The organism is Nitrobacter sp. TKz-YC01, from assembly GCF_047824785.1.
In the GTDB taxonomy this organism is placed as follows: domain Bacteria; phylum Pseudomonadota; class Alphaproteobacteria; order Rhizobiales; family Xanthobacteraceae; genus Nitrobacter.
The window spans coordinates 1489675-1515320 of the sequence record NZ_CP181167.1; the positions used below are offsets into that span (position 1 = coordinate 1489675).

The following is a 25646-nucleotide window of genomic DNA, read 5'->3' on the forward strand; positions in this document are numbered from 1 at the left end:
GTGCGTGATCTGTGCTCGTCAGATAGACACGGCCTCCGGCAGGGGAGCCGCCGGAGGCCGCATCCCCGACGGTGCGCGGCATCGCTGCGTGCATCGCCGGGTCGTCGCCGTCTCGCGCCTGGGTTCGCGATCCGGCGGGGAGCTTCGGGATCATGCTCTAGAATGGCAGCAGCACGTCCATGACCTGTTGACCATAGCGCGGCTGTTGAACGTCCATGATCTGGCCACGTCCGCCGTAGGCGATGCGGGCCTGCGCGATCTTGCTTGAATCGATGGTGTTGTCGCTTTGAATATCCTCGGGCCGCACGATGCCGGCGACGATCAGTTCGCGGATCTCGAAGTTGACGCGGATCTCCTGTCTGCCCTCGACCACGAGATTGCCGTTCGGCAGCACTTGCGTGACGACCGTGGCGACGCTGGTTTGCAGGTTCTCCTGACGTTGCACCAGGCCCTTGCCGTCGCTCAGCGATTCGGAATCGGTCGTCAGCAGCCGGCCGGGAAGAACCTTTTGCGCGGTCGCGCCCAGCAGCTTGGCGCCGGCGAAATCGTCAATGCCCGAATCGTCCTTGCTGACGCGGCTGCGCTGGGTCTGGTTGGCGATGTTGGCCCTGTCGGTAAAGTTCACGGTCACGGTCAGGAGGTCGCCGACCCGCGCCGCGCGCTGGTCCCTGAAGAACGCGCGTGAACCATTCCGCCACAGCGAGTTGGCGTTGTAGGACACCGTCTCCGGCTTCGGCATGGGCATCTGCACAGGTTTGTAACCGGGCTGCGTCGTCGGATTGTCGATCGCGGTCAGCTTGGGTGACTCGCCAATCTGCGACAGGCGATCGATCGAGGAGCAGCCGCTGGCGAGGCCGGCGGCCGCCAGCAACGTGCCGGTCAGAACGATGCGATTGAGGGACGCGAGCTTCAACATGAACGTTACTCGGCTTTCGAGGATGCGGGCGCGTTGCTCCCGGCGGAGACCGAGGCTGTCGCCTCCGCCGGCGGTTCGACGCTCGCCAGTCGGTGTGGGACGACCGGCGCGGGGGGCGACACCGACACCTGGCCTCGCCCGACCACCACGCCGGATATGGTGCGGTTCGATTGCAGGTTGAGAACGCTGACGACGTCACCTTCCGTGCCGGTCTCGGTCGCCTTGCCGCGCACGGTGAGATAGATCCCCGCGGTCTGATAGATCAGGGTCACCGCCTGGTCGCGTTGCACGAGGTCCGGCTTGGTGAGGTCGATGCCGTGCAGCGCCTGACCGGCGCGCATCTGCCGCCGCGTCTGCATCCCGACAATGTGGTCGCGGCTCGCCGCATTGTTGCCGACCTCGGCCCTGGGGCGACGCTCGATGACGATGTCGGAAGATTTCAGCAGCGTGTTGCGGTCGACGTCGCGAGCCAGCACGGCGGCTTCGACCGTCTCCACGGCTGTGCCGGTGAAGCGGAGGCGGGTTGGCGCCGCGGCGGAGTCGTTTCCGACTTCAAGCGTGACATCAAAGCGGCCGCTGCGCGGATCGAACCGGGTGACCACCGGAGTGATCGCGCCATTGTTCGCGGCATCGAGATGGATCGCCTTGAGGTCTTTATCGAAAGTCAGCAGCATATCCCTGGCGTCGCCAAGCCCGTTGCGGTGTTCGAGCGCGACCGCGATCTGCAGTTCGACGTCGTCGGGATCGAGGGTTCGTGCCAGCCGCGTCACCGCGACGCTGCTGATGCCGTGAGTCTCGACGCCGATCACCTGATGCGCGCGGAGAACGTCGAGCAGCCGGGCGGCCGGCAGGGTGCCGGTGGTGCCGGGATCGGGAGCGCGATAGATCGCGATCTGCGCTGCGTCGCCGGCGTTATCGACGAGGTCGCCGATCCGCACCATCTCGTCCGTAATGTCGACACGGCCGCGAAGCACGGGAGCCGGAACGGCGGCGGCGGTCTGGAACGCGCTTGCAAGATCGGCGCGGCGCGCAGCCGCGTCGTTGCCCGCCAGCACCGGGGCGGACGCCGTCAGCAACAGGCCGGCGACGAGGAGGGGGCGGACGGCCATGATCAGCCTCGCTTCTTTTTGACCGAGCATGATCTTGTCCAGCCGGTTTTCACTTTTCGGGCCATGCTCTAGCGGAACAGCGCGGCTGCGGATTGCAGCATCTGATCGGCGGCGCTGATGACCTTGGCGTTCATCTCGTAGGCGCGTTGGGCGGCAATCAGGTCGGAGATTTCCGACACCACCTCGACATTGGCCTGCTCAAGGTTCGACTGCTGCATGTCGCCGAAGCCGTCGAGATTGGCGATGCCGTCCTGGAAAGGACCGGAGGCGGGCGTCTCCTTGAAGTTGTTGTCGCCGACCGGCTGCAGGCCCGCCTTGTTGATGAAGCGGGTGAGGCCGATCTGGCCGAGCACGGTCGGAGTGGTCTGCCCCGGCAGCGTCACCGAGACCTGGCCCTGCGCGTTGATGGTGATGCCCGCGGAGTTTTGCGGGATCGTGATCGTCGGCTGCACCGGATTGCCCTGCGCATTGACGATGCGGCCCATGTTGTCCATCTGGAACGTGCCGTCGCGCGTGTACTGAAAGGTGCCGTCCGGCATCTGGATCTTGAAGAAGCCTTCGCCGCGAATGGCGATGTCGAGATCGTTACCGGTCTGCGACAGCGTGCCTTGACTCATCTGCCGCGGCGTTCCGACAGTTTTCACGCCGCCGCCGAGATCGATGCCGACGGGCATTATCGTGCCCTGGGTTGACGCCTGAGCGCCGACGCGGCGGACGTGATCGTAGATCAGGTCCTGAAACGCGGCCCGTTGCTTCTTGTAACCGGTGGTGCGCAGGTTCGCGATGTTGTTGGAGATGACCTGGACGTTCAGTTCCTGGGCCGCCATTCCGGTCGCGGCGGTGTAAAGAGCGCGCATGATCTGGAATCCTTATGCCGGTACGTCGGCGAGTTTTTCGATGGCGGATCGTTGCAGGTCGCTTTGCTGCTGCAATAGCGTCGCCATCTGCGTGTAGGCGCGGGACACCTCGACCAGTCGGCTCATCTCGGTCACCGCATTGACGTTGGAACGCTCGATGAACCCCTGATTGATCCGCGCCTGCGTATCCTGCCGGGCGAAGTTGCCTTCGCCCGCGGCGTAGAGGTTGGAGCCTTCCTTGACCAGCCTTTGGACCTGCGGGAAGGAGACCAGCCGCAGCCTGCCGCGGATTGCGTTGGTCGCGTTGTTGATGCCCTCGATCACGGTTATGGTGCCGTCATTGGAGATCGTGATGTTGCGGTCGGTCTGCTGAAACCTGATCGGGCCGTTGGAGCCGAGCACCGGATGGCCGCCGGCCGTCACCAACTGTCCCTGCGCATTGATCTGCAATCCGCCGTCGCGCGTGTAGCGCTCGCCGTTCGGCGTCTGCACCACCAGGAACGCATCGCCATCGATGGCCACATCGAGCGGGTTCTTGGTCTGCTCGGTCGGGCCCCCGGCGAAGTCGTGGAAGGTGGCGCGGTCCTGGACGAAGCTCAAGCGGCGGTCGCGGCCGACGAAGTTGTCTTCGTGCGCGCCCGGCATCAGATACTCGTTGAACAGCGACTGGTCGGCCTTGTAGCCGTTGGTGGTGACGTTCGCGACGTTGTTCGCAATGACATCCATCTGCCGTTCGAGCATCATCTGCCGCGACAGTCCGATGAGGAGGGTGTTCTCCATCGGTGGTTCTCCCCTTGGAGATCTGTCTGAGGCAGCTCTCCCAAGCCGCCGCACCGGATCGATCGAACCTTCAGGCTCTCCCAAGCCTTCAGTTCGGGGAAAGGGGTAGCGAAATGCGTGCCACCTCCGGAAGATGTTTATTATCAGTTGTTTACTGAAGATGGTTCCGGAGAAAGGCCGGCAATTAAGGTGCTGTTGACCATATCGGCCCGGCAAAATCTTCCTGGTCATGGTTAAAAGAAAGGTTCCGTTAACCATTGCGGACCTAGTGTGGCAGCCCAGAAGTTCTCCGTATTTTTCGCGCGGGGAGGCGACGAACTTCGGATCTGGAATGCGAGTGTCAAGGCAATAGGGCGCGTGTGCGCCGGCAGCATCTGTTCTGCGTATCCAGCCTGCTCGGCGGCATCGGACCGACCCTGGGTGAAAGGGCGAGCTGACGATGGCGGAGAATGATCAGACGGGAAAAGCGGCGGATGGAAACGCGCCGCCGGTCAGGAAAAGGTTCAAGCTGATCGCCGCGATCGGCGCTGCTGCGTTGCTCCTCGTCACCGGCGGAAGCATCTGGTTCTTCATGTTCCACCATTCCGGCGGCGAACAGCACGCCGCCGCGCCGCCGCCGAAGCCGCCTTCCTTCGTCGATGTCCCGGACATGCTGGTCAACCTGGTGGGCGCGCCCGGCGAGCGGGTGCAATATTTGAAGCTGAAGCTCGTCCTTGAGGTGAAGGAGGAGCCGCAGGTCGAGAAGATCAGGCCGGCGATGCCGCGCGTCACCGATCTGTTTCAGACTTACATGCGCGAACTGCGTCCGAGCGATCTCAACGGGTCAGCGGGGCTGTTTCGCCTGAAGGAAGAACTGACCAGACGGGTGAACGCGGTGCTCTCGCCCGATCATGTCAACGCGGTGCTGTTCAAGGAAGTCGTCATCCAGTGAGGCGTGCCGGCATCTTTCGGTTTTCCGAAGTTCGTTTGAAGGGTACGGGGCGCTGGCGTTGTTCGGCGAAGTGAATGACCTGTTCGCCGCAAGAATGCGCGAGCGGACAATCGTTTCCGGAGCATGATTCCGAAAAGTGGAAGCCGGTTTTCAGAGAAGATGATGCTCGATCAGAAAGTTGAGGCCGGAGTCTGATTCAACGCAGTTGAATCGCGCTCTTGCGCCGGAATGGGATCATGGCGAACGACAGCGATCAGATCGATCAGGATGCAATCGCAGCCCAGTGGGAAGCCTCGCTCGACTCGGAGGATCCTGCCGAAGCCGCGAAGTCCGCTGCCGCCAATGAACTCACGGGCGCGATGGCGGAGCAATGGGCCGCCATGGTCGACGACGGCGGCCGTGATTTCGGCAGCGGCAAGAACAGCGGCGAGCGGGTTCTGTCGCAGGAGGAAATCGACAGCCTGCTCGGCTTCAGCGTCGGCGAGATCAACCTCGACGACCATTCGGGCATCCGGGCAATCATCGACTCGGCAATGGTGTCGTATGAGCGCCTGCCGATGCTGGAGATCGTGTTCGATCGTCTGGTGCGGCTCATGACGACCTCCTTGCGTAATTTCACCTCCGACAACGTCGAGGTCTCGCTTGACCGCATCACCTCGGTTCGCTTCGGCGACTATCTGAATTCGATACCCCTGCCGGCGGTGCTCAGCGTGTTCAAGGCCGAGGAGTGGGAGAATTTCGGACTGGCGATGGTGGACTCCAGCCTGATCTATTCCATGATCGACGTTTTGCTGGGGGGGCGTCGGGGGCAGTCATCGCTCCGCATCGAAGGGCGGCCCTATACGACGATCGAGACCAATCTGGTGAAGCGGCTGGTGGAGGTCGTGCTGGCCGACGCCGAGCAGGCGTTCCGGCCGCTCTCGCCGGTATCGTTCTCGATCGACCGTCTCGAAACCAATCCGCGGTTCGCGGCGATCACCCGCCCGGCCAATGCGGCGATCCTGGTGCGGCTGCGGATCGACATGGAAGATCGCGGCGGCACCATCGAACTGCTGCTTCCCTACGCCACCATTGAGCCGATCCGCAACGTCCTGTTGCAGATGTTCATGGGTGAAAAGTTCGGCCGTGATCCGATCTGGGAAAGCCACCTCGCCACCGAGATCGCGCAGGCGCAGATCGCCGTCGACGCCGTTTTGTACGAGGCCGAAATTCCGCTCAGGCAACTCATGACCCTGAAGGTCGGCGATACCCTCCCGCTTGAAATGCGTCCCGATGCGTCGGTGGCGGTTCGGTGCGGCAGCGTTACGCTCACCGAGGGCCGCATGGGGCGGGTCGGCGACCGCGTCGCCATTCGCGTATCGCGGCATTTGCGCAAACCAAGCACGACATTCGCCATGTTCGAGAGAGCGGACGAGCAGACCAAGATGATGGAGGCCCAATGAACCACTCTTTCGGACTAGCGATCGAGAGTCTTGTCGCGGTTCTTCTCGTTCTGACCATCGGTTACTGCATGCTGCTGAACAAGCGGCTGAAGCGGCTGAGGGCGGATGAACAGTCGTTGAAGGCGACGATCAGCGAACTGATCACGGCGACGGAGATCGCCGAGCGCGCCATCGGCGGACTGAAGCACACCGTGCGCGACGTCAACGACAATCTCGGCAACCAGATTGCGTCGGCGACCGATCTGTCACGTCAGTTGGCGAAGCAATTGTCGGAGGGCGACGCCGTCATGCGACGGCTGTCCAGGATCGCGCTTGCGGCACGCCCACCGGCGGCTCCGGAGCCGGAGCCCGTGACGAGCGATGCCCGCTCCGTCGCAGCCGCGGCGCGTGCATTTTCGGAACGCAGAAGGGCAAACGGCCTCGCCGCATGAGTGCTTTCAGGGACATCCGGGTCATTCCCGTCGTCGTGGTTGCGATCTTCGGCCTTGCGGTGCTCAAGGTCGCGGGGCTCGTGATCGACGGCGGCTATGTCTTCGATGTGCAGCCGGCTGCGGCCGGCCAGTCATGGGCGCAGGAGAACCTGAACTTTCCGGGACGGGCTCCGGATGCGGGCGACATCACCGGATCTGTCGAGGCGAAGAAAGGCGACGCCCACAAGGACGATGCCGCGAAATATGAAGCGAAGAACGAGGAAGCCAGGCCCGCGGTCGGAACGCCGGAAACAGCGAAGGCGGGTGCGATCACCCTCCCTGAGCCGGGCCAGACTGTCTCGCCATCGGAGCGGGCCATTCTTGAGCGTCTTCAAAGCCGGCGAGAAGAGCTCGAAGCGCGCGCCCGGGAAATTGACATTCGTGAAAGTCTTTTGAAGGCCGCTGAGCAGCGTATCCAGGGCCGCGTCGAGCAGATGAAGGGCATCGAGGCGCGGATCGCGACCGCGACCGCGGAAAAGAACGATGCCGAGATCGCACGCTTCAAGGGTCTTGTGACGATGTACGAGAACATGAAGCCGAAGGAGGCGGCCAAGGTGTTTGACCGGCTGGAAATGCCGGTCCTGTTCGAGATCGCCTCGAAGATCGCCCCGCGCAAGATGTCCGACATTCTCGGGCAGATGTCGCCGGAGGCTGCGGAGCGATTGACGGTTGAGCTGGCGCGCCGTGCTAGCGGCGGCACGACCTCTGCCTCCAATCTTCCGAAGATCGAGGGCAGGCCGACGCCGCAGGGGCGCAATTAGTATCCTTGTTTAACAGCCCCTTAATGTCGCGCTCCTAGTGTTCGGTCTTACCGGTGCGCGAAGCGTCCGGTTCTGGATTCGAGTCGAGAGACGATTTGAGGATGGCGCGGACGACTGCCGCTCGATGTTGGTCGCAAGCGCGCGCTTGCGCGCGGTGGTTTCGACGCGGCCTTATTCCGACGCTCGCAACGGCCGTTCTGCTGCTCACCGCGGCGTTTCCCGATGCAAGCCGCGCGCAGGCGGTCCGCGGCGAGGCGAGCCTTTCAGCTTCGGACGGTTTTGCGCGCCTCGCCCTCAAGCTCAATGATGATGTCGACTCCGAGGTGACGGTGGCGGGCGCCGTTCTTGTGATCCGATTCAAGCGGCCGGTGGATATTCCCGTCGACAGGATCTCGGTCGCGGTGCCGGATTATGTCGCTTCGGCGCGCCGCGATCCGGACGGTTCGGCCATTCGTCTGGCGCTGGCGCGCAACGTCACGGTCAACACGATGACCGCCGGCGAGCGCGTATTCATCGATCTGATGCCTGACGGGTGGAAGGGTCCGCCGCCGGGATTGCCGCAGGAGGTGGTTCGGGAACTGGCGGAACGCGCCCGCGCGGCGGAGCGCGCCTTGCGCGAACAGCGCAGCTTAGAGGCGGCGAAGAAGCGGCCGCCGGTTCGCGTGCGCGCTTCAGTGCAGCCGACTTTCGTGCGCTATGTTTTCGAGTTGCCCGACGGCTCCGGCGTATCTTCCGCACTCAACGAACAGAAGCTTGTGCTGCTGTTCAGGCCGGCGCTGACGTTCGATCTGGCGGATGCGAAGCTGATGGCGCCGGCCAATGTCGAGCAGATCGCGCAGAAGGTCGAAGGTGAGGGCTCGCGGATCGACGTCAAACTGATCGGCGATGTCGATGTGCATTCGTTTCGCGAGGAGAAAAACTATATCGTCGATATCGGCTTTCAGCAGACCGGCAAACCGGTGCTGCCGGCGTCGCTCGCATCAACCGAGGCGCGGCCGCAGGCCGATGCCGCCGGAAACGGAAAGGCGGTGGCTGAAACGCCGCCAGCCTCGCAGGCGGTTGCGGAGCAGGCCGGACTGGCGGCCAAACCTCCGACGGCTGATGTCAAACCCGCGCCGGCGGTAAGGAAGTCCGAAGCCGCGCCCGTCGCCGTGACTCCCGCGCCTGTTCAGCCCCGGATCGAAAAGCCGGTTGCGGCCGAAGCGCCGTCCGCGCCGATATCCGAGACCGCCGCTTCAAAGGAAAACGCTTCGGAACCGAAGCCTGCCGATGACAAACAGACCAATACTTCCGTCAAGCAGGAGTCGGCGAATGCTGCCGCGGTGTCGGAGCCCGCGGCTGCTCCGGCATCGAGCGAGAGGGTCGCGAATGGCGCAGTGACCCTCAACGTTGAGAGACGTACCGAAGGCTTTCGTCTGAGGTTCGGTTTCGGCGCGCCGGCGCCGGCGGCGCTGTTTCGGCGAGCCGATACGGTGTGGCTGCTGTTCGACTCGAAGCAGCCGATCGATATCGACGCCATCCGGAAGGAAGGCGGGTCGCTCATCACCGACATCGATCGTCATCCACTGGACAACGGACAGGCCGTTCGTATCCGCCTGACGCGCCCGCAACTGGCTTCGCTTGCGCCCGCGGACACGGAAGGGTCAACATCCGCCGAAGCGGGCCGGAACTGGATCCTGACCTTTGCGGATGCCGTGCAACAACCGTCGCACGCGCTCTCCGCGCAGCGCAATGTCGTCGATCGGGCTCACGCCAGCGTCACCGTGCCGCTCGTAGGCGCGGGCAGGCTGCACCGGATCGCCGATCCCGACACGGGCAACACCCTGATGGTCGTGACCGCGCTGCCGCCGGCGCGCGGCTTGATCAGGCGTCAGCAGTTCGTGGAGTTCTCGCTGGGCGAGTCGATCCATGGCGTCGTGATCGAACCGAAATCCGACGATATCGCCGTCGAGGTCGCTTCCGACAAAGTTACGGTGACCCGGCAGGGTGGTCTTACCCTGTCGGCGGCCAATGCCGTCCCGGGGCGCGCGGCGGCCGCGGCACAGCCGATCTTCGATGTCGGGCAATGGCAGAACGATAGCAAAGCCGATTTCCTTGAACGGCTCGATAAGCTGGTCGATGCCGCGTCAACGGCGGACGACGATGACGCGCGCGCCGCGGCGCGGATCGATCTCGCCCGGTTCTACATGGCGCGCGGATTCCATCACGAAGCAAGGGCGGTTCTCGACCTCGCATTGTCCGAAACGAATCCCGGTCAGCAGGATCCTGTTTTGCTGATCATCCATTCGGTCGCAAGTTCGCTGACGAACTATACAGCGTCGGCCATGCGGGATCTCGCCAATCCGGCGATCGGAGCGAATTACGACTCGGAGCTTTGGAAGGCGCTTGCACTCGCGCGGCAGCAGAAGTGGGCGAAGGCGCGGGAGAAGTTCAAGAACGCCCAGTTCGCCATATCGGTGCTGCCGGTCGATCTGCAGCGCCTGATTGTCACCGCGGCGATGCGGGCCTCGCTGGAGGTCGGGGATTTTTCCGGCGTCGCTTCGTACAGCAGCGACATCGACGCCCTCGGCATTCCTGACGAGTTTAAGCCCCGGATTGCGGTGATGCGCGCGCGGCTGTCCGAGGCGCTCGGGCGCGAGAAGGAGGCGCTTGCCCAGTACAGGGAGGTGATGGCCTCATCCGACCGCGAAGCCGCGACCGAAGCGCGGATACACGGCATCGCGTTGAGACAGAAGCGCAAGGAGATCAAGCCGGAGGATGCGCTGCGTGATCTCGAAACGCTGTCGGTGATGTGGCGCGGCGACAGGCTGGAAGTGCAGACGCTGAAAATGCTGATGGCGCTCTACATCGACGCCAGCCGTTATGCGGAGGCGCTGGCTGTTTCAAGAACGGCCACGCGGCTGGAGCCGGATTCCGCGGTGTCACGCCAGATTCAGGATGACGCATCGGCACTGTTCGTCAGACTCTTTCTCAGCACCAAAGGCGACAATCTTCCGCCGGTCGATGCGCTGGCGATGTTCTATGATTTTCGCGACTTGACGCCGATCGGCCGTCGCGGCGACGAGATGATCCGGCGGCTCGCCGATCGTCTGGTTGCCTTCGATCTGCTCGATCAGGCGGGCGAGCTGCTGCAGTATCAGGTTGATCATCGCCTGGAGGGCGCGGCGCGCGCGCAGGTCGCTGCCCGGTTGGCGACGGTCTACCTGATGAACCGCAAGCCGGACCGGGCGATCGCCGCGCTGCGCACGACGCGGATCGCTGATCTCGCCGGTGCGCTACGCCAGCAGCGTCTGCTGCTCGAGGCGCGCGCGCAGAGCGACATCGGCCGCCGCGATCTCGCCCTCGACATCATCTCCAATCTCGACGGACGCGAGGCCATACGATTACGGTCCGATATCTACTGGGCGTCACGGCGTTGGCGCGAAGCGTCCGAACAGATCGAGCTTTACTACGGTGAGCGCTGGCGTGATTTCACCCCCCTGACCCAGGCGGAGAAGAGCGACATCATCCGCGCGGTGATCGGCTACGCTCTCTCCGAGGACGCGCTCGGGCTTGCGCGCTTCCGCGAAAAGTACGCGCCGCTGATGAACGGCGACGCCGATAAACTTGCTTTCGATACCGCGAGCAAGCCGGCGGCGGGCAACAGCGCCGAATTCGAACAGATCGCGAGGATGGCGGCGAAGGTGGATACGCTGAGCGGTTTCTTGCGCGAAATGAACTCGCGTTTTCCCGGTGCGCCGGCGAATAGGATGCTGTCGCCGGAAGAATCGGGAGCAGATCCATCTCCGACCGGCGCGTTGCCGCAGATCGTCGACTCGATGCGCGCGGAAGCATCACGCTGACTCGATCGTTTGTTGTTGCCATCAGTGCGGACGGGATATCGATCGCTAGAGCGGCCGCCGGTCAAATGGAATCAGCGCCGCCGCTCCAGTTAATTGATTGAGCATCGGATTTATCCCGAAACCGGTTCCCACTTTCGGGTCCGATGCTCTAGCGAGCGCGCTCCTGTGAGAAGACAATGATAACCTGCATCAGGTTTGTCTTTGATCGAGACATCAAAGCGAGATCGCAAGGTGGTACATAATTCTGAGAATCCGCCTTCAAGCGCTCAGGATTTTCTTTCCGCACGGACGTTCGAGTCATGAGCATACTTATGTTTTGTCTCATGCTGTCCGCGTGTTGACACCCGACAACCTCGGCATATACCGATATCTATATCGAGGCTTTGAGGTGGACCCGCTTGGTGAGACAGTTTGGCGGCCTGGCTAAGGTGGATCGGGTTCGTTTCTACGCCGCCAATTGCTCCGTCATTTCCGCCATAGCATGGACTTCGTCGGGCGTCCTGCCGGCGAAGGTCGAGTGCGGGCGTCGCCGGTTGTAATAGTCTATCCAGGAGCCGATGCCGCAGCGGGCTTGGCTTCCCGTTTCGAATGTGCTGAGGAAGACGCACTCATATTTGAGGCTGCGCCACAGTCGTTCGATGAAGACGTTGTCCATCCAGCGGCCGCGCCCGTCCATGGAGATGCGGATGCCGGCATCCTTCAGCGTCGTCGTGAAGGCGAAGCTAGTGAACTGCGAGCCTTGGTCGGTGTTGAAGATGTCGGGCCTGCCATGGCAGGCGATCGCCTCTTCGAGAGCGGCAACACAGAAGTCGGCATCCATCGTGTTCGACAACCGCCAGGCCAGGACCTTGCGGCTGAACCAGTCCATGATGGCCACGAGGTAAAGGAAGCCGCGCCGCATCGGGATATAGGTCACATCGGCACACCAAACGTGATCCGGCCGCTCGATCGCCAGGTGCCGCAGCAGGTAGGGATAGATGCGATGCTGCGGATGCGGCTCGCTGGTTCTCGGCGCCTGGTAGATCGGCGACAGACCGATCTTGCGCATCAGCCGCCGGACCCGCTTGCGACCCACGCACCAGCCCTGACGCCGCAGATGCCGGGCCATCTGCCGGGAGCCATACCAGGGCGTCTCCATGAAGGCCTCGTCGATGGTGCGCATCAGTTCGAGGTTCTCGGGCGTCTCGCCGGCGGGCTGTCGGTAGAACGACGCCCGCGAGATCGAGACCAGTTCGCACTGGCGGCGGATCGAGAGCCGGTTGTGATCGGGGTCAATCATCATTCTCCTCCGATCCAGGCTCAGCGATCGAAGGCCTTGGCCAAAAAATCCCGCTCAACGACAAGCTGGCCAATCTTGGCGTGCAGCTTGGTCACCTCGGCTTCCCGGCCGACCTGCGCATCAGCAGCCTTGTCGTCGAACGTCTTGGCCAGGTTCTCGATGGCCTGCCGTTTCCACTGCGTAATCTGGTTCGGATGAAGCTGGTGCTTTGTCGCCAGTTCCGAAATCGTCCGCTCGCCACGGATCGCCTCAAGCGCAACCTTGGCCTTGAACTCAGCCGTAAATCGTCTGCGTGTCTTCATACCGGATCGTCCTTTTCATCGGGCGATCCACCTTATGCCCCTGTCTCAGAAACCGGCACCACCTCACTGTTGGATGCTCGAAGCTACTTCCAGAAGAATAACTCGGTGGTCTCCGCCCTGGACGTGAATGCTTTCGAGCTTACGCAGGCTTATCTCAACTTCGATCTCTCCGACGTCACAGGCGATGGATCGAAGAGCAGCGTCACCGCCGGTCGCTTCACGAAAGACGTCGGCTCGCGTCGTTATATGTCGCGTCAGCAGTATCGTAACAACACCAACGCCTACACTGGTGTTTCCTACGACTGGAAGGGTGCGAATAAGGACCGCTGGACGGTGTTCTGGACCATGCCGCACATCCGGTTGCCTGATGATGCGCAGGGCGTTCGCGATAACGCGGTCGAGTATGACCGGGAGAGTCCGGATCTTCAGTTTTACGGCAGCTCCTATACCTTTGCTGATGTATTCGGCGGATCGCTGGAGCTCTTTGGCTACGGTCTGTACGAACAGGATTCAGGGATGAGCCTGCTGAACTCGATGCAGACCCGTAACCGCCGGCTGTTCACCCCAGGCGCCCGGCTGTTTCGGGGCGCGAAGCCCGGGAAGTTCGATTATGAATTCGAGGGTGTTTATCAGGCGGGTCTGGCCCGGGCGACGACCGCCGTCACCGACACGCGCGACCTTGATGTTTCAGCCTATTTCGTTCATGCGGAGACAGGTTACACGTTTGCTGTGCCGTGGCTCCCACGGCTGTCGCTGATATACGATCACGCCAGTGGCGACAACGGCAACCCCTCCACCTTCAACCGTTTCGACAGCCTGTTCGGCGTTCGCCGTGAATACAATGCGCCGAGTCTGTACGGGCCGATGACGCGGGCAAATCTGATCACGTCGGCTGTGCGCCTTTACGTCACGCCGAGCTCGATCTGGGATGCGTTCGTTACATACCGTGCGATCTGGCTGGATAGCGCCACCGACGTCTTCGGCGCGACCAAGTTGCGCGATCGCTCCGGCCAATCCGGTCGCTTCGCCGGCCACCAGATCGAGGCTCGCTTGCGATATTGGCTCGTTCCCGATGCCATGCTGCTCGAAACAGGAGCTGCCTATCTGTTCAAAGGCAGATTTCTGCACGATGCCCCCAACGCGCCCGATGGAGGTGACACGGTCTACGGCTATCTCGCGACACAGATCTTCTTTTAGAGCGTTTTCTTTTCGAGAACCGGTATGAACGACTCCGATGGCATAGCTGACGGGTGGTCGGAGAGGGGACCGCAGATGGTCTGCTTCATCCATGGCGTCCGAGAAAGCGTGCGATCAAGGTTCGGCATCAAGCCGCGGGCGCACGTACCGCTCAGGTTCCGTAGCTCTGCACCAGACTGCCGGCCACCAGGGCCCAGCCATCGACCAGTACAAAGAAGATCAGCTTGAACGGTAACGAGACGACGACGGGCGGCAGCATCATCATGCCCATCGACATCAGGACCGACGCCACCACGAGATCGATGATCAGGAATGGCAGGAACAGCAGGAACCCGATTTCGAAGGCGCGTTTCAATTCGGAGATCATGAAGGCCGGCATCAGGATGCGTAGCGAAAGATCGGCGGGCGTAGCCGGCGGCGGCTCGCCGGACAGGTCCATGAACAGCTTGAGGTCCTGTTCCCGCACGTTCTTCTGCATGAAGCCGCGCAGCGGAACGGACGCGCGCTGCAGCGCCTCCTCAACCGTGGTCTCGTTGGCGACCAGCGGCTTGATGCCCTCGTCGTAGGATTTCTGCAGCGTCGGTCCCATCACGAAGGCGGTGAGGAACATCGCAAGCGCGATGATGACGGAGTTGGGCGGCGCGGTCGCCGTGCCCAGCGCGGTGCGCAGCAGCGACAGCACCACCACGATGCGCGTGAACGACGTCATCATGATCAGGATCGACGGCGCGATCGACAGGACGGTAAGCAGCGCGATCAGCTGGATCGCACGCTCGGTGACGCCGCCATTGCCGGCGCCGCCGAGATTGATGCTGATATCCTGCGCGAACGCCGGATCGGTGAGCGATCCGGCGGTGATCAGAATGAGAAGGAATGAAACTCTACGCAGGTGGTTCGCCGCGCTCACGAAGGCGACTTCGCGCGCCCGAGCAGGGACGCCATCTCGTTCTCAAGATGCTCGAACCCGGACTTCGGACCGGGCGGCGCCACCGGTGGCGGTTCGCCCCGCGACAAGGCTGGAGACGAAAGTTCCGAGCCGCGCGGACGGGACGGGGGGTCGGAAGTGCCGGGCGCTGCGGGTGGAGATTTGCCGGCGCCCGTGGGACGCCGGAGCGCGGCTTCGAGACGTTCCGCCATCTCCGCGAGATTTTGATCCGCGTCCGACGCGGGAGGAAGCGGAGCTGGCGCCGGAGCCGGTGCCGGACGCGGCACCAACGGCTCCTGTCGGGCGGGACGGCTGCCGCGAATGTCGGTCCGGCTCATGGGCTCGGGGGTGAAATCCGCCAGCGGGTCGCTGCGGCGCTCGGCGGCGACCGGCCTGCGCACGGTATCGGCGAAGGCCGGGCGAGGGGCCGGGCGCGGCAGTTCCGGCTCCGGAGGCTCGGGATGATCGGGGGGAGTGGAACGCGTGCCATCGGACTCTGTCCATCCTGCCTCGGCCAGCGGCGGCAGCCTCGGCGCTTCACCGCCCGGCAGCGGGCGTTGCGGCGCCTGATCGCGTCCGGGAGCTGCACGCACGATGTTATGCTCGACGACGATGTCGGTTGGGCCGCCGATCATCAGCAGGTGCTCGACATTGTCCCGGCGCACCAGAACCAGCCGCCGGCGTCCGTCGACCGCTGCGGCATCGATCACCGCCAGACGGGGCATGCGTCCGCGATTGGCGTTGACGCCCAGACGATCTCCCGCGAATCGCCGCACGAGCCATGCAGCCCCGGCGATCAGCGCCAGGACCACAATGAATGCGATGACGAATGTGACTGCCTGCATGTTGTGCCCCTGACAGAAAGCGCCTTATTTTCCAGCTTTGGATCGTTGAACGCCTTCCGGCATCCCTCCCGTGACAATCAAATCGCTAAGATCGGGACCGTCACGATCGAGCCTTGGCCCAGTCTGTTAATCCCGCCCGGCAAGAGTTGCCGCTGACCACCTTGAATAAACCCTTAATAACCTATGAATCGACCAGACCAAAACAACTTCTGCGCGTTGCGCGTTCCGGTTAACAAGGGTGGTTAACGCATTGGTGGTGAGTAATCCGCCGAATGGAAGATCCGGCGAGCGCGCCTGAGGGAAAAGCCGGCTCGGGCGGGAACCGCCAGCCTTCCCGTCATTAACCCGCCGTTAACCATAAGGAAGGCAAATTCTGCCTACCTCGGCGGCGCACCGTCCCGAGGCCGGAGCAAGGACGCCCGTGCCCCTCAACGATATTTCCGCCCTGGCGGCGCTGCGCACCCGGATGCAGTGGCATCAGGAGCGCCAGCGTGTTCTGGCCGAAAACATCGCCAACTCCGATACGCCGAACTTCAGGCCGCACGATCTCGTGGAACCGGCATTCGACGCGCAAGGCGGCAATGCCTCGAGCGGCGTGACGCTGGCGATGACCCGCACCACGTCAGGCCAGAGCATAGCCGGTGTCGGGGCGTCCGCGCATTTCGGACAGAATGGCAATGGCGGCTTTCAGACCCGTCCGGCCGGCAACGCCGTCAGCCTTGAGGATCAGATGCTCCAGGTGTCGGCCAACCAGATGGACTATTCCGCCGCGGCCTCGCTTTACAGCCGCAGCCTGCGGCTTCTGAAGATGGCTGCCGGCAAGGCGTGACGCAGGGCTGAACGGGAGGATATCGCATCATGGCAGACAACAGCGCCGACTTCATGAGATCGATGGGCATCGCGACTTCCGGCCTGCGAGCGCAGGCGGGAAGGATGCGGGTGATCTCGGAAAACATCGCCAACGCCAACTCAACCGCGCAAGCGCCGGGCGGCGATCCGTACCGTCGCAAGGTGCCGACCTTTTCTTCCGCCCTCGATCGTGCGCTCGATGCGAAAGTGGTGACGCTCGGCCGGGTGAGGCCCGACATGTCGACGTTCCGCGTCAAGCACGAGCCCGGTAATCCGGCCGCGGACACCAGCGGCAACGTCAAGTATCCGAACGTCAATCCGCTGGTGGAGATGACTGACATGCGCGACGCGCAGCGGTCCTACGAAGCGAATCTCAACATCATCAGCGCAACACGCCGGATGATCCAGCGCACACTCGATATCCTCAAGTCCTGATCGGAGAACCTGCCATGGCATCGCCAACAGTCGCAGCAAACGCCTATGCGAGCCTCGCGAGGATGATGGATTCCGGCGCCGTCGCCGGCAAGGCGCCGGGAGGCGATGGTCCCTCGTTCGGTGCGGTGCTGAAGGATGTGCTCGGCGGCGTCGTGGAAGCGGGACGGGCGTCCGACGCGCAGACCGTGGCGATGGCGTCCGGCAAGGCCAACCTGATGGACGTCGTGACGGCGGTCGCCGACACCGACGTCGCGGTGTCGACGCTGGTCTCGGTGCGCGACCGCGTCATTCAATCCTATGAAGACATCATGCGGATGCCGATCTGATTGATGCGCTTCCTTCCTTCATCTCTCCCTGCGGGCGGGGAGAAGGGGCCTGCATCGCCTCGCGGATGTGGTGTCATTCCTTGCCTGGCTGAAAAGAGGTGTGTCATGACCGGCGCTGAAACACTGGATGTCGCGCGCGACGCGATCTGGACCATCGTTCTGGTTTCCGGCCCATTGCTGGGCGTTGGCCTGATCGTCGGCGTCGCGATTTCGCTGGTGCAGGCACTGACGCAGATTCAGGAGCAGACGCTGGTGTTCGTACCGAAGATACTGGCGATCTTCGTGACGCTGGTTCTGGCGCTGCCGTTCATGGCCGATGCTCTGCACGCCGAAATGCTGCGGATTTCATCGCGAATCATCGGCGGTTGATGCACGGTGGCGCGAGATGCACATCGATATCTCGCTTCTTCCCGCGCTTGGCGCTGCCTTCATGCTGGTCTTTGCCCGCATCGGCGCGATGGTGATGCTGTTGCCCGGGTTCGGCGAGGGCTACATTCCGGTGCGGGTGAAACTCGCCATCGCCCTGCTTCTGACTTTCATCATCCTGCCGCTGCATCGCGCCGCCTATCACGTTGACATGCAGTCGGTCGCGCCGCTGGCGGTCCTGTTGGTGCATGAGATCATCATCGGCGTGGTGCTGGGCGCTACGGCGCGCGTCACGCTCGCGGCCCTGCATGTGGCGGGCTCGGTCATCGCACAGCAGCTCGGGCTTGGATTCGTCACGTCGGTGGATCCGACGCAGGGTCAGCAAGGCGCGTTGATGGGCAACTTCCTGACCCTGCTCGGGATCGCGCTGTTGTTCGCAACCGACACGCACTATCTGGTCATCGCCGCGCTGAATGACAGTTACAAGATATTCTCGCCGGGCGAACTGATGCCGAGCGGCGACGTGGCGGCGCTGGCGACGCGCGCGTTTGCCGGCGCTTTCAAGATCGGCCTGCAACTGTCGGCTCCGTTTCTGGTTTTCGGACTGGTCTTCAATATCGGGCTTGGCGTGCTCGCCCGGCTGATGCCGCAGATGCAGGTCTATTTCGTCGGCGTGCCGCTCTCGATTTTCATAGGCTTCATGATTTTCGCCGCCGTGCTGGCGTCCATGATGGGAACCTACATGGATTATCTGATCGGCGTGATGCAAGATTTGACGTCGCCGAACTGAGAACCCCGCGATGGCCGACGAGAGCGACGATACCGAGAAGACAGAAGACCCGACGCAAAAACGTCTCGACGATGCGCTCGAGCGCGGCGATGTCGCCAAGAGCCAGGAGGTCAACACCTGGTTCGTGATCGCGGGCGCGACGCTGGTGCTGTCCACGTTTTCAGGCTCGATCGGGAACGGATTCGAGCTGCCGTTGCGCAACCTGATCGCGAACTCTTGGCAGATCCGAACCGACGGACCCGGCCTTCTGGCGCTGGCCGAGCAGATCGGATATCGCCTTGCCGCCGCCCTCGGCGTGCCGCTGCTTCTGCTGATGATGGCCGCCGTTGCGGGCAATGTCATTCAGCACCGTTTCGTCTGGTCGGGCGAAACGCTCAAGCCGAAGCTCAGCAAGATTTCCATGCTGTCCGGCGCCAAGCGAATTTTCGGCAAACAGGCCGCCGCGAACTTCGCCAAGGGACTGTTCAAGGTGCTGGCGCTCGGCGCGGTCATGACGGCGGTGCTTTGGCCGGAACGCTCGCGGCTCGACGCGATGGTGCGGCTCGATCCGAACGCCCTTCTCGGAATCACGAAGAGCCTGACGCTGCAACTGCTCGGCGCCGTGATCGTGATGCTCGCGCTGGTCGCGATCGCGGACTACCTGTTTCAGTACCGGCAATGGTTCGAGCGCCAGAAGATGTCGCTGCGAGAGATGAAGGAAGAGTTCAAGCAGTCGGAGGGCGATCCGCATATCAAGGCCCGCATCAGGCAGTTGCGCCATGTCCGCATGAAGAAGCGCATGATGGCCGCTGTTCCGCAGGCCTCGGTGATCATCACCAATCCGACGCACTACTCGGTCGCCTTGTCGTACGAGCGCGGCATGTCGGCGCCGGTCTGCGTGGCGAAGGGCGTGGACAACATCGCGCTCAAGATCAGGGAAATCGCCCGCGAGCATGACATTCCGGTCGTCGAGAACGTGCCGCTGGCCCGCGCGCTGTATGCCGCTGTCGAAATCGACGACGAGATCCCGGTCGAGCACTATCACGCCGTGGCCGAAATCATCGGTTATATCATGGGCTTGAAGCGCGGTCTTTCGGGACGGCGGGTCTGAGGCCGGCCAGCGGGCAATGGGAACAGCATCGGGGCAGCGAAAATGGCGGGAAATGAACCCAATGAGGCGCTTGCGCTGCGGACCCCGATTCAGGCACTCAGAACCCGGCGCAAGCGCATTCCGCGCCCGCCGCGACAGGCTCCGCCGAATTCCATGACGCCAGATCCCGACATCGATTCACCGCAGGTCGGACAGGAGCCGGCGCGGCGGAGCGGCAGTATCCTCCTGGTTCTGCTGGTCGCGGGGGCGATCGTCACGGCCGCGGTGGCGTTCATGGCGCTGGGGCGCACCGAAGCCCAGCCTTATATTCTGGCGCTGTTGGCCTTGCTGGCGATGGTCGGCCTGTTCACGCTGTTCGCGTTCGCGGCCGGGATCGTCCGCTTCGCCGACCGCACGGTCGATGATCCGCTGATGCGTCCGATAGCGGACCACGCCTTCGACGGTATCGCCGTCACCGATTCCGGCGGGCACATCGTTTATGCCAACTCCGCTTATCTCACCCTGACGGGTGCTGCGTCGATGCAGGACGTGCGGCCGGTGGAGCGCGTGTTCATCGGCAACCCCGATGTTTCAGAAGCGGTGTTCCGACTTTTGAAGGCGGCGCGCGAGGGCAAGCGCCAGCAGGAAGAGGTGCGCGTCGCCGCCGCCGACGGCACCAACGGTCGCTGGCTGCGATTGCGGGTTCGTCCGCTCGCACAGGCGAAGCGGTACGCCAGATATGCCGTATGGTCGATCGCCGACATCACCCGCGATCGCGAGCGACAGGAAGATGTATTTCAGGAACTGCGCCATGCGATCGAATATCTCGATCATGCGCCGTGTGGATTCTTCTCCGTCAACCAGCCAGGCGATCTCGTCTACGTCAATGCCACGCTTGCCAATTGGCTGGATCACGATCTGGCGGAGATCGGCTCGGGTGGCCTGAAGCTGACCGACATCGTTTCGGGGGACGGCGCGGCTTTGCTGACGTCGATCGTCGCCGCGCCCGGCGAAGTCCGCACCGAGGTCTTCGATATCGATCTGCGGATGCGCAACGGCAAGACCATGCCGGCGCGCCTGTATCACAAGCTGGCCTTCGGCGCCGACGGCGCGCCGGGCCCGTCTCGGACGCTGGTGGTCAGCCGCGCCCGCGACGAGCGCGTCGATCCGCAGCGGGCGGCGGAAGTGCGCTTCATGCGCTTCTTCGACCACACGCCGATGGCGATCGCGACGGTCGACAAATCCGGCGCCGTCGGCCGCGCCAATGCAAGGTTTGCGAAACTCGCGCAAAGTCTTAGTCCGGGCGGCGCGGCCGCCAAGTCGATTCTAGCCGCTGTCAACGAGCGCGATCGTGGCCAGCTGAGCGTGGCCATTCACGCCGCGGCGGAAGGGCAGGGGGATATTCCGCCGGTCGAGGTGATGCTTGACGGCGCGCGCGAGCGATGGGGGCAGTTTTTTGTCACCGCGGTGGAGGACGATCACGATGCGGAAGCCGCGATCGTCTACATGCTCGAGACGACCGAGCGGCGCACGCTTGAGAGCCAGATCAATCAATCCCAGAAGATGGAGTCGGTCGGCCAGCTCGCCGGTGGCATCGCACACGATTTCAACAATGTGCTGTCCGCCATCATGATGGCGAACGACTTCCTGCTGAACGCGCACAAGCCGACCGATCCGTCTTTCCAGGACATCATGCAGATCAAGCAGAACGCCAACCGCGCCGCCGCCCTGGTGCGGCAGTTGCTGGCGTTCTCGCGGCGGCAGACCTTGCAGCCGAAGGTGCTCGATCTTGGCGACACCCTGAGCGACATCGGCATGTTGCTGAAACGTTTGATCGGCGAGAAGGTCACTTTCCCGGGCGTCGTTCACGGGCGAGATCTGTGGCCGGTCAAGGCCGACGTCTCGCAGTTCGAGCAGGTGATCGTCAATCTCGTGGTCAACGCGCGCGACGCCATGCCGGACGGCGGCAAGCTCGCGATCCGCACCGCCAACGTCGCGGCCGCGGAGGTCGCGACGTTCGGCCACAAGGGCTTGCCGGCCGCCGACTATGTGCTCGTCGAGATCAGCGACACCGGCACCGGCATTCCGCCCGACATCGTCGACAAGATTTTCGAACCGTTCTTTTCCACCAAGGAGGTGGGCAAGGGCACCGGGCTCGGCCTGTCCACGGTCTACGGCATCGTGAAGCAGACCGGCGGTTTCATCTACGTCGACTCCAGAACGGGCGAGGGCACGACGTTCCGAATCTTCCTGCCGCGCCACCATCCCCAGGCCGAGGCGTCGCCGGCGTCGCCCGGCGTTATCGGCGCGGCGAAGGAGCCGCCTTCCGCGGCCAAAGCGGCGAGCACCGATCTGACCGGGCAGGGAACTATTCTGCTGGTGGAAGACGAGGAAGGGCTGCGCTCGCTCAATGCGCGTGGCCTGCGTTCGCGCGGCTACAGCGTGGTCGAGGCATCCAACGGCATCGAAGCGCTGGAAGCGCTCGACGAGAAGGACGGCGCCGTCGATCTGGTGGTCTCCGATGTCGTTATGCCCGAAATGGACGGGCCTACGCTGTTGCGGAAAATGCGGGTGCGCAATCCCAATCTCAGGATCATTTTTGTGTCGGGTTACGCCGAAGAGGCGTTCGACAAAAGCCTGCCGGAAAACGAGCAGTTCGCTTTCCTGGCGAAGCCTTTCGCGCTCAGTGCGTTGGTTGCCAAGGTCAAGGAGACGATGACGGCGACGTAATTCTTAGGCGGCGGCGTTTCCACTCGTCAGGGCCGGCACAAGGCCGGGCATGACGAACTCCGAGGGACGGCGCTGCTGGTTAACGTAAGATGCTGATCTCTACCCGCCCGAACCATCGCCGCCGGTTACGCGCCGAAGCGGTGCCCTTCCGGACTGCACGCCGTCGGGGCGCGTGTTCGCCGGGACGGCGCGGGCGCGATGGCGTTCTTCGTGATAAAGGGCGGGACGATACTTCGCCCGCGCTTCCGTCATCGTGGCTCCGCGCCAGGCCGCCAGCATGATTCGGGCTGAGCGTTCACTGAGCACATCGTAGAGACGCGCCAGCCGATAGACCTCGGTGATGGAGGTGCCGATGGCCGGATCGAGAAACAGCAGGATCTGCTGGAAAATTCGTGAGGGGATACCGATGGCCTTGGCGGCGCACGCCAGCGGCTCACCGCCCGGATCCTTCACCACGCGTTCGGCGATCGCGGCGGGAAGCATCAAGGCTGCGCTGAGTTCGGTCGCGAAGTTTCCGATGTCGGACGCGAAGGCGGCCATGTGCAGGACCTCGATCGCGCGCGCGGCACGGGATGGATGAATGTGCGGCGATGGCCGCAGCGGCGCCGTGGACAGGTTGTGCAGGATCGATGCGCGATCCTTTGAGTTTGCGCTGAAGAACATATCGCTGATTTCGGCGGCGTCACGCGGTTCCATCGATAGCATCGCGACCGGACGATCTTTCGTCTCCGCGGGAGGAACCTTGAGCGGCGCGGCTTGTGGCGGCGGGCTGTCCGTCAGCGGATCAGCGGCGAACGCGCCGAGCCGCAGCTTGTTCATGATTGCCGCTGGCGTTCGCGGATAGATCGACAATCGGGCCCGCACGACGGCGCGGGTTGCGTCGTCGACATGATCGATCAGGCGCGAGGTCAGCTCGACGAAGTGCTGCTCCTCCTCGACGGTGTGCGTACTGGTCTGCACGTAAAGGTCGGTCAGGACCCGCAGCAGCGTAGGGCGGATGTCAACGCCGTCCCGGCGGGACAATGTCAACAACCCGTCGAAGCCGGGAAACATCGGAGGTGTGGTCATGTCGGCTTACGCTTACGGGGAAACTGTTCGTCTCAACCTAGCGCGACCGCTTTAACAGGCCGTTAACCATGCGAGGTTCTAAATCCCGCCGCGTCGCCTCTTCAACCGCGACGAGCGCTGGGACCGAGGAGAGACTGGCATGGGCACCGTTATTGCGTTTCCGGCGGATGGAGCGTCGCGGCGGGGATCAGCGGTCAATCGCTCCCTGGATCAGGTGATGGGAACGGTGGTGATCCTGCCGGTGATTCGCATCGACCGCATGACCGACGAAACCCGTGGCGGCAGTGATCCCGAGCAAGGGACGGCTGTCCGGCGGCGACGCCGCCGACGCGCCCGCTCCTGATTTTTCCGGACTTAACCCGATGCAGAAGACGCCTCTCGCGACGCCAGGTCTGGGACGATCGCGTCTCGCTTCGCTTCTTTCCGTGATTCTGCTGGGTGCTGGGCTCGCCGCTTGCAGTGGCGGCGACTTTGGCCGCGTTCGTCAGGACGCTCGCAATGACGATATGCACCGCTGGATGGGCGCGGAAGCGACCGGCAGCATCGGCGGCCGTCCGTCGCGGTTTCAATTGACCGACAACGAGCGGCAGTTGCGCGATCTCGCCTATCCGCTGGTCGAGCCGCCGCATTCGCGCCCGGCCTGGAAGAGTGTGTTCGGCAATTACGACCCGCTGGCTGCGCCATGGCGGCAAAGGCCTGCGTTCGATCGCTCCGCTTACGGCCGGCTGCTTCTCGACGAGCCGCACCGCTCTCACGCCTCGCGCTATGCGCAATTGATCGATGACGTCCGCGATGACCTCACCCGTTTCGATCCGTTCTTCAACACCGCCCGGCAGGTTTTCGATCTCGACAGCAAGCGTAACGCCAGCTTGAGGTTGGTGTCGGATCTGTCGCCGCGCGAGCGTGCCGACGCCGTCGCCCGCATGGAGGAAAACGCTCTGATCGTGCAATGGGTGCAGCAGTGTCTAGAGCAGCGGATCGCATCCTATCGCTGGGCGCTCGAGCATCTGGTGATTCATGCGCCAGACGGCGTGGCGGCTGACGCAGACCGCCTGATCGGACACCTCGCGACGTTGACCGCCAATCCGCCCGTGGCTTCCGCCCCCGTGGTCGGCCGCGCCTTGCGCACACGCGGGTAGCTCGAAAACGCCATGGAGTCGGATTCAACGCGGTTGAACCAGACCCTATCGTTTCGTTTCCGGCTTCACCACGGGCGGCTCGGTTTGCAGCCGGCATTTTGCGGCGGCGAGAGAGGATCTCGCCTGCTCCATCATGCCCGGCTCAGGCGCCAGCGCCTTGAGAACGATCAACCCTGTCGTCGAGGGAGAATCGATGATGAGACGGTCCGCGGCGGTTACGTCCTCTTCTTCCGGCAGTTCCGCGTGCTGCGCCTCGGTCATCAGGTTGAGTTCGATCACCTTGCGTCCGGCCGAGCGGTCGTTGATGGCGTAATAGGCGACGTTGCTTTGGGTATAGAACGATACCGACGTATACGCCTCGCTCACGGGCACCGTGAGCTTGATCGATCCGTCCGACAGGTCGTAGCGGCAGATCGCCACGGCGAATGCGGGGTCCATGTATGGCATGAGCACGTTCGCGGGTTCCGCCGGCGGTAACGGTGTTACGGCGTTCAGCGTGGCGATCTCCGTCAGCCGGGAGTAGGCGTCCTGGGAGGCGATCCGCGGCAGCGCCAACACGCTGACGAGATGCACGATCCCGCCAAGCAGAATGCCCCCGGCGATCGCGAACAGCAGTCGGATCATGAGCACTTCTCTGTCGTGACCGAGGGCATGGGTGCGTCGCGCCGGGTTCGCGTGCCCACCCCGACGGGAGTATCATAAAGGCGTAGCATCAGCACATAGCGCTCGATGCCGCCGGTCGGCAGCCAGTTGCCGGCACGCGCGCGCGCCGCCACATGCACAGCGAATGAGCCATCGGAGTTCCGCACGATCTCCTGGCTGGTGAAGCCATGGCGTTGCAGCGAGTTCGCAACCAGATAGCCCTTGCGGTCGTGGAGCGTCAGCGTCCAGAAGCGTGCCGCTGGTGTGATCCCCGCGATAATGACCTCGCACCGGCCATCGAGCGGCCGCTGCGCGTCATCGGCCTTGGCGAGAAATGCTATGCCGTCTCCGGCTCCGATCGGTAGTTCTCCGCTTCGCGCGATTGCGGCGCGCGAATAGGGATCGATCTCGGCGGATCCGATCCTGGGCCTTGCCGTCCATGCGCCGATGGTCAATGTGCCGAGATCGGTGCCGCGCGTCGCGGTGATCCAGGTGGCCCCAAGGCCGACCGCGGTGGCGAGACCGAGACCCAGCAAGGTGATGATAATCAGCCGCACGGGTCGGCGCTCCGGTGTT

Annotated in this window: 24 protein-coding genes and 1 pseudogene; 15 read left to right on the forward strand and 10 right to left on the reverse strand. The window is 63.3% G+C overall.

The genetic code is table 11. The features are described 5' to 3' along the window. Positions 1-157 precede the first annotated feature (157 nt). From flgH to flgF, 4 genes are all read right to left on the reverse strand, one after another. Entirely contained in the window at positions 158-916 is a 759-nt protein-coding gene (gene flgH, locus ACMYR2_RS07025) for a flagellar basal body L-ring protein FlgH (protein WP_347263940.1), read from the reverse strand. A gap of 5 nt (positions 917-921) precedes the next feature. Continuing rightward, entirely contained in the window at positions 922-2025 is a 1104-nt protein-coding gene (gene flgA / locus ACMYR2_RS07030; protein WP_347263939.1) for a flagellar basal body P-ring formation chaperone FlgA, read from the reverse strand. A 68-nt stretch (positions 2026-2093) separates the two neighbouring features. After that, complete coding sequence (gene flgG / locus ACMYR2_RS07035) at positions 2094-2882, reverse strand: flagellar basal-body rod protein FlgG (RefSeq protein WP_011314414.1); 789 nt, start codon at positions 2880-2882, stop codon at positions 2094-2096. Positions 2883-2894: 12 nt separating this feature from the next. Next, the gene (gene flgF, locus ACMYR2_RS07040) at positions 2895-3662 is read right to left on the reverse strand and encodes a flagellar basal-body rod protein FlgF (protein ID WP_347263937.1); all 768 of its coding nucleotides are present in this window, start codon (positions 3660-3662) and stop codon (positions 2895-2897) included. Positions 3663-4101: 439 nt separating this feature from the next. On the opposite strand from flgF, the gene fliL reads away from it, so the two are divergent. The 5 genes from fliL (at position 4102) to ACMYR2_RS07065 (ending at position 11108) form a co-directional block, all read left to right on the forward strand. Next, positions 4102-4593, forward strand: a complete 492-nt coding sequence (gene fliL / locus ACMYR2_RS07045; RefSeq protein WP_347263936.1) for a flagellar basal body-associated protein FliL — start codon at positions 4102-4104, stop codon at positions 4591-4593. 236 nt (positions 4594-4829) lie between these two features. Next, on the forward strand, positions 4830-6035 hold the full coding sequence (gene fliM, locus ACMYR2_RS07050; RefSeq protein WP_416193916.1) for a flagellar motor switch protein FliM: 1206 nt from the start codon (positions 4830-4832) through the stop codon (positions 6033-6035). After that, the gene (locus tag ACMYR2_RS07055) at positions 6032-6466 is read left to right on the forward strand and encodes a DUF6468 domain-containing protein (RefSeq protein ID WP_347263934.1); all 435 of its coding nucleotides are present in this window, start codon (positions 6032-6034) and stop codon (positions 6464-6466) included. Before fliM ends, ACMYR2_RS07055 begins: the two co-directional genes overlap by 4 nt. Then, positions 6463-7266 (forward strand): flagellar protein FlbB, encoded by an 804-nt coding sequence (locus ACMYR2_RS07060; RefSeq protein WP_347263933.1) that lies wholly within the window; start codon positions 6463-6465, stop codon positions 7264-7266. Before ACMYR2_RS07055 ends, ACMYR2_RS07060 begins: the two co-directional genes overlap by 4 nt. Positions 7267-7367: 101 nt before the next feature. Next, entirely contained in the window at positions 7368-11108 is a 3741-nt protein-coding gene (locus tag ACMYR2_RS07065) for a tetratricopeptide repeat protein (RefSeq protein WP_416193917.1), read from the forward strand. 445 nt (positions 11109-11553) lie between these two features. On the opposite strand, the gene ACMYR2_RS07070 is transcribed toward ACMYR2_RS07065, so the two are convergent. Continuing rightward, positions 11554-12689, reverse strand: a protein-coding gene (locus ACMYR2_RS07070; RefSeq protein WP_416192834.1) for an IS3 family transposase whose coding sequence is annotated in 2 segments (ribosomal slippage) — positions 11554-12419 and positions 12419-12689 — 1137 coding nt in all. Because the reading frame shifts where the segments join, the coding sequence is not laid out codon by codon here. Positions 12690-12755: 66 nt separating this feature from the next. Here ACMYR2_RS07070 and ACMYR2_RS07075 point away from each other — a divergent pair. Then, positions 12756-13886 (forward strand): annotated as a pseudogene (locus tag ACMYR2_RS07075) (alginate export family protein); the annotation flags it as partial. A gap of 151 nt (positions 13887-14037) precedes the next feature. Here the strand turns inward: ACMYR2_RS07075 and fliP are convergent. Then, a complete protein-coding gene (gene fliP, locus ACMYR2_RS07080; protein ID WP_347265082.1) occupies positions 14038-14793 on the reverse strand; it encodes a flagellar type III secretion system pore protein FliP in 756 nt (251 codons plus the stop codon). After that, complete coding sequence (locus ACMYR2_RS07085) at positions 14790-15656, reverse strand: flagellar biosynthetic protein FliO (protein ID WP_347265081.1); 867 nt, start codon at positions 15654-15656, stop codon at positions 14790-14792. The genes fliP and ACMYR2_RS07085 overlap by 4 nt, the downstream gene beginning before the upstream one ends. Before the next feature lie 421 nt (positions 15657-16077). Between ACMYR2_RS07085 and flgB the strand changes: the two genes are divergently transcribed. The 7 genes from flgB to cckA all read left to right on the forward strand — a co-directional run bounded on the left by flgB (position 16078) and on the right by cckA (position 22221). After that, positions 16078-16485, forward strand: coding sequence for a flagellar basal body rod protein FlgB (gene flgB / locus ACMYR2_RS07090; RefSeq protein ID WP_347265079.1), 408 nt, complete (start codon positions 16078-16080; stop codon positions 16483-16485). Positions 16486-16514: 29 nt separating this feature from the next. Further along, positions 16515-16940, forward strand: a complete 426-nt coding sequence (gene flgC / locus ACMYR2_RS07095; RefSeq protein ID WP_347265077.1) for a flagellar basal body rod protein FlgC — start codon at positions 16515-16517, stop codon at positions 16938-16940. Positions 16941-16954: 14 nt separating this feature from the next. After that, positions 16955-17266: a flagellar hook-basal body complex protein FliE gene (gene fliE, locus ACMYR2_RS07100; protein ID WP_011314427.1), complete on the forward strand. Its 312-nt coding sequence runs from the start codon at positions 16955-16957 to the stop codon at positions 17264-17266. Positions 17267-17371: 105 nt separating this feature from the next. Further along, on the forward strand, positions 17372-17635 hold the full coding sequence (gene fliQ, locus ACMYR2_RS07105) for a flagellar biosynthesis protein FliQ (RefSeq protein ID WP_011314428.1): 264 nt from the start codon (positions 17372-17374) through the stop codon (positions 17633-17635). Between the two features lie 16 nt (positions 17636-17651). Continuing rightward, on the forward strand, positions 17652-18422 hold the full coding sequence (gene fliR / locus ACMYR2_RS07110) for a flagellar biosynthetic protein FliR (RefSeq protein ID WP_347265076.1): 771 nt from the start codon (positions 17652-17654) through the stop codon (positions 18420-18422). A 10-nt stretch (positions 18423-18432) separates the two neighbouring features. Further along, entirely contained in the window at positions 18433-19512 is a 1080-nt protein-coding gene (flhB, locus tag ACMYR2_RS07115; RefSeq protein WP_347265075.1) for a flagellar biosynthesis protein FlhB, read from the forward strand. Positions 19513-19665: 153 nt separating this feature from the next. Beyond that, a complete protein-coding gene (gene cckA, locus ACMYR2_RS07120; RefSeq protein ID WP_416194073.1) occupies positions 19666-22221 on the forward strand; it encodes a cell cycle histidine kinase CckA in 2556 nt (851 codons plus the stop codon). Between the two features lie 99 nt (positions 22222-22320). Here cckA and ACMYR2_RS07125 read toward each other — a convergent pair whose 3' ends face one another. Then, positions 22321-23289: a DUF2336 domain-containing protein gene (locus ACMYR2_RS07125; RefSeq protein WP_416193918.1), complete on the reverse strand. Its 969-nt coding sequence runs from the start codon at positions 23287-23289 to the stop codon at positions 22321-22323. 139 nt (positions 23290-23428) lie between these two features. On the opposite strand from ACMYR2_RS07125, the gene ACMYR2_RS07130 reads away from it, so the two are divergent. After that, entirely contained in the window at positions 23429-23632 is a 204-nt protein-coding gene (locus ACMYR2_RS07130) for a hypothetical protein (protein ID WP_347265365.1), read from the forward strand. Between the two features lie 19 nt (positions 23633-23651). Beyond that, positions 23652-24428, forward strand: coding sequence for a hypothetical protein (locus tag ACMYR2_RS07135; RefSeq protein ID WP_347265366.1), 777 nt, complete (start codon positions 23652-23654; stop codon positions 24426-24428). A 45-nt stretch (positions 24429-24473) separates the two neighbouring features. On the opposite strand, the gene ACMYR2_RS07140 is transcribed toward ACMYR2_RS07135, so the two are convergent. Both ACMYR2_RS07140 and ACMYR2_RS07145 read right to left on the reverse strand, forming a co-directional pair. After that, positions 24474-25052, reverse strand: coding sequence for a DUF1254 domain-containing protein (locus ACMYR2_RS07140; protein WP_347265367.1), 579 nt, complete (start codon positions 25050-25052; stop codon positions 24474-24476). Beyond that, positions 25049-25627, reverse strand: coding sequence for a DUF1214 domain-containing protein (locus ACMYR2_RS07145; protein ID WP_347265368.1), 579 nt, complete (start codon positions 25625-25627; stop codon positions 25049-25051). Before ACMYR2_RS07145 ends, ACMYR2_RS07140 begins: the two co-directional genes overlap by 4 nt. Between the last annotated feature and the right edge of the window lie 19 nt (positions 25628-25646).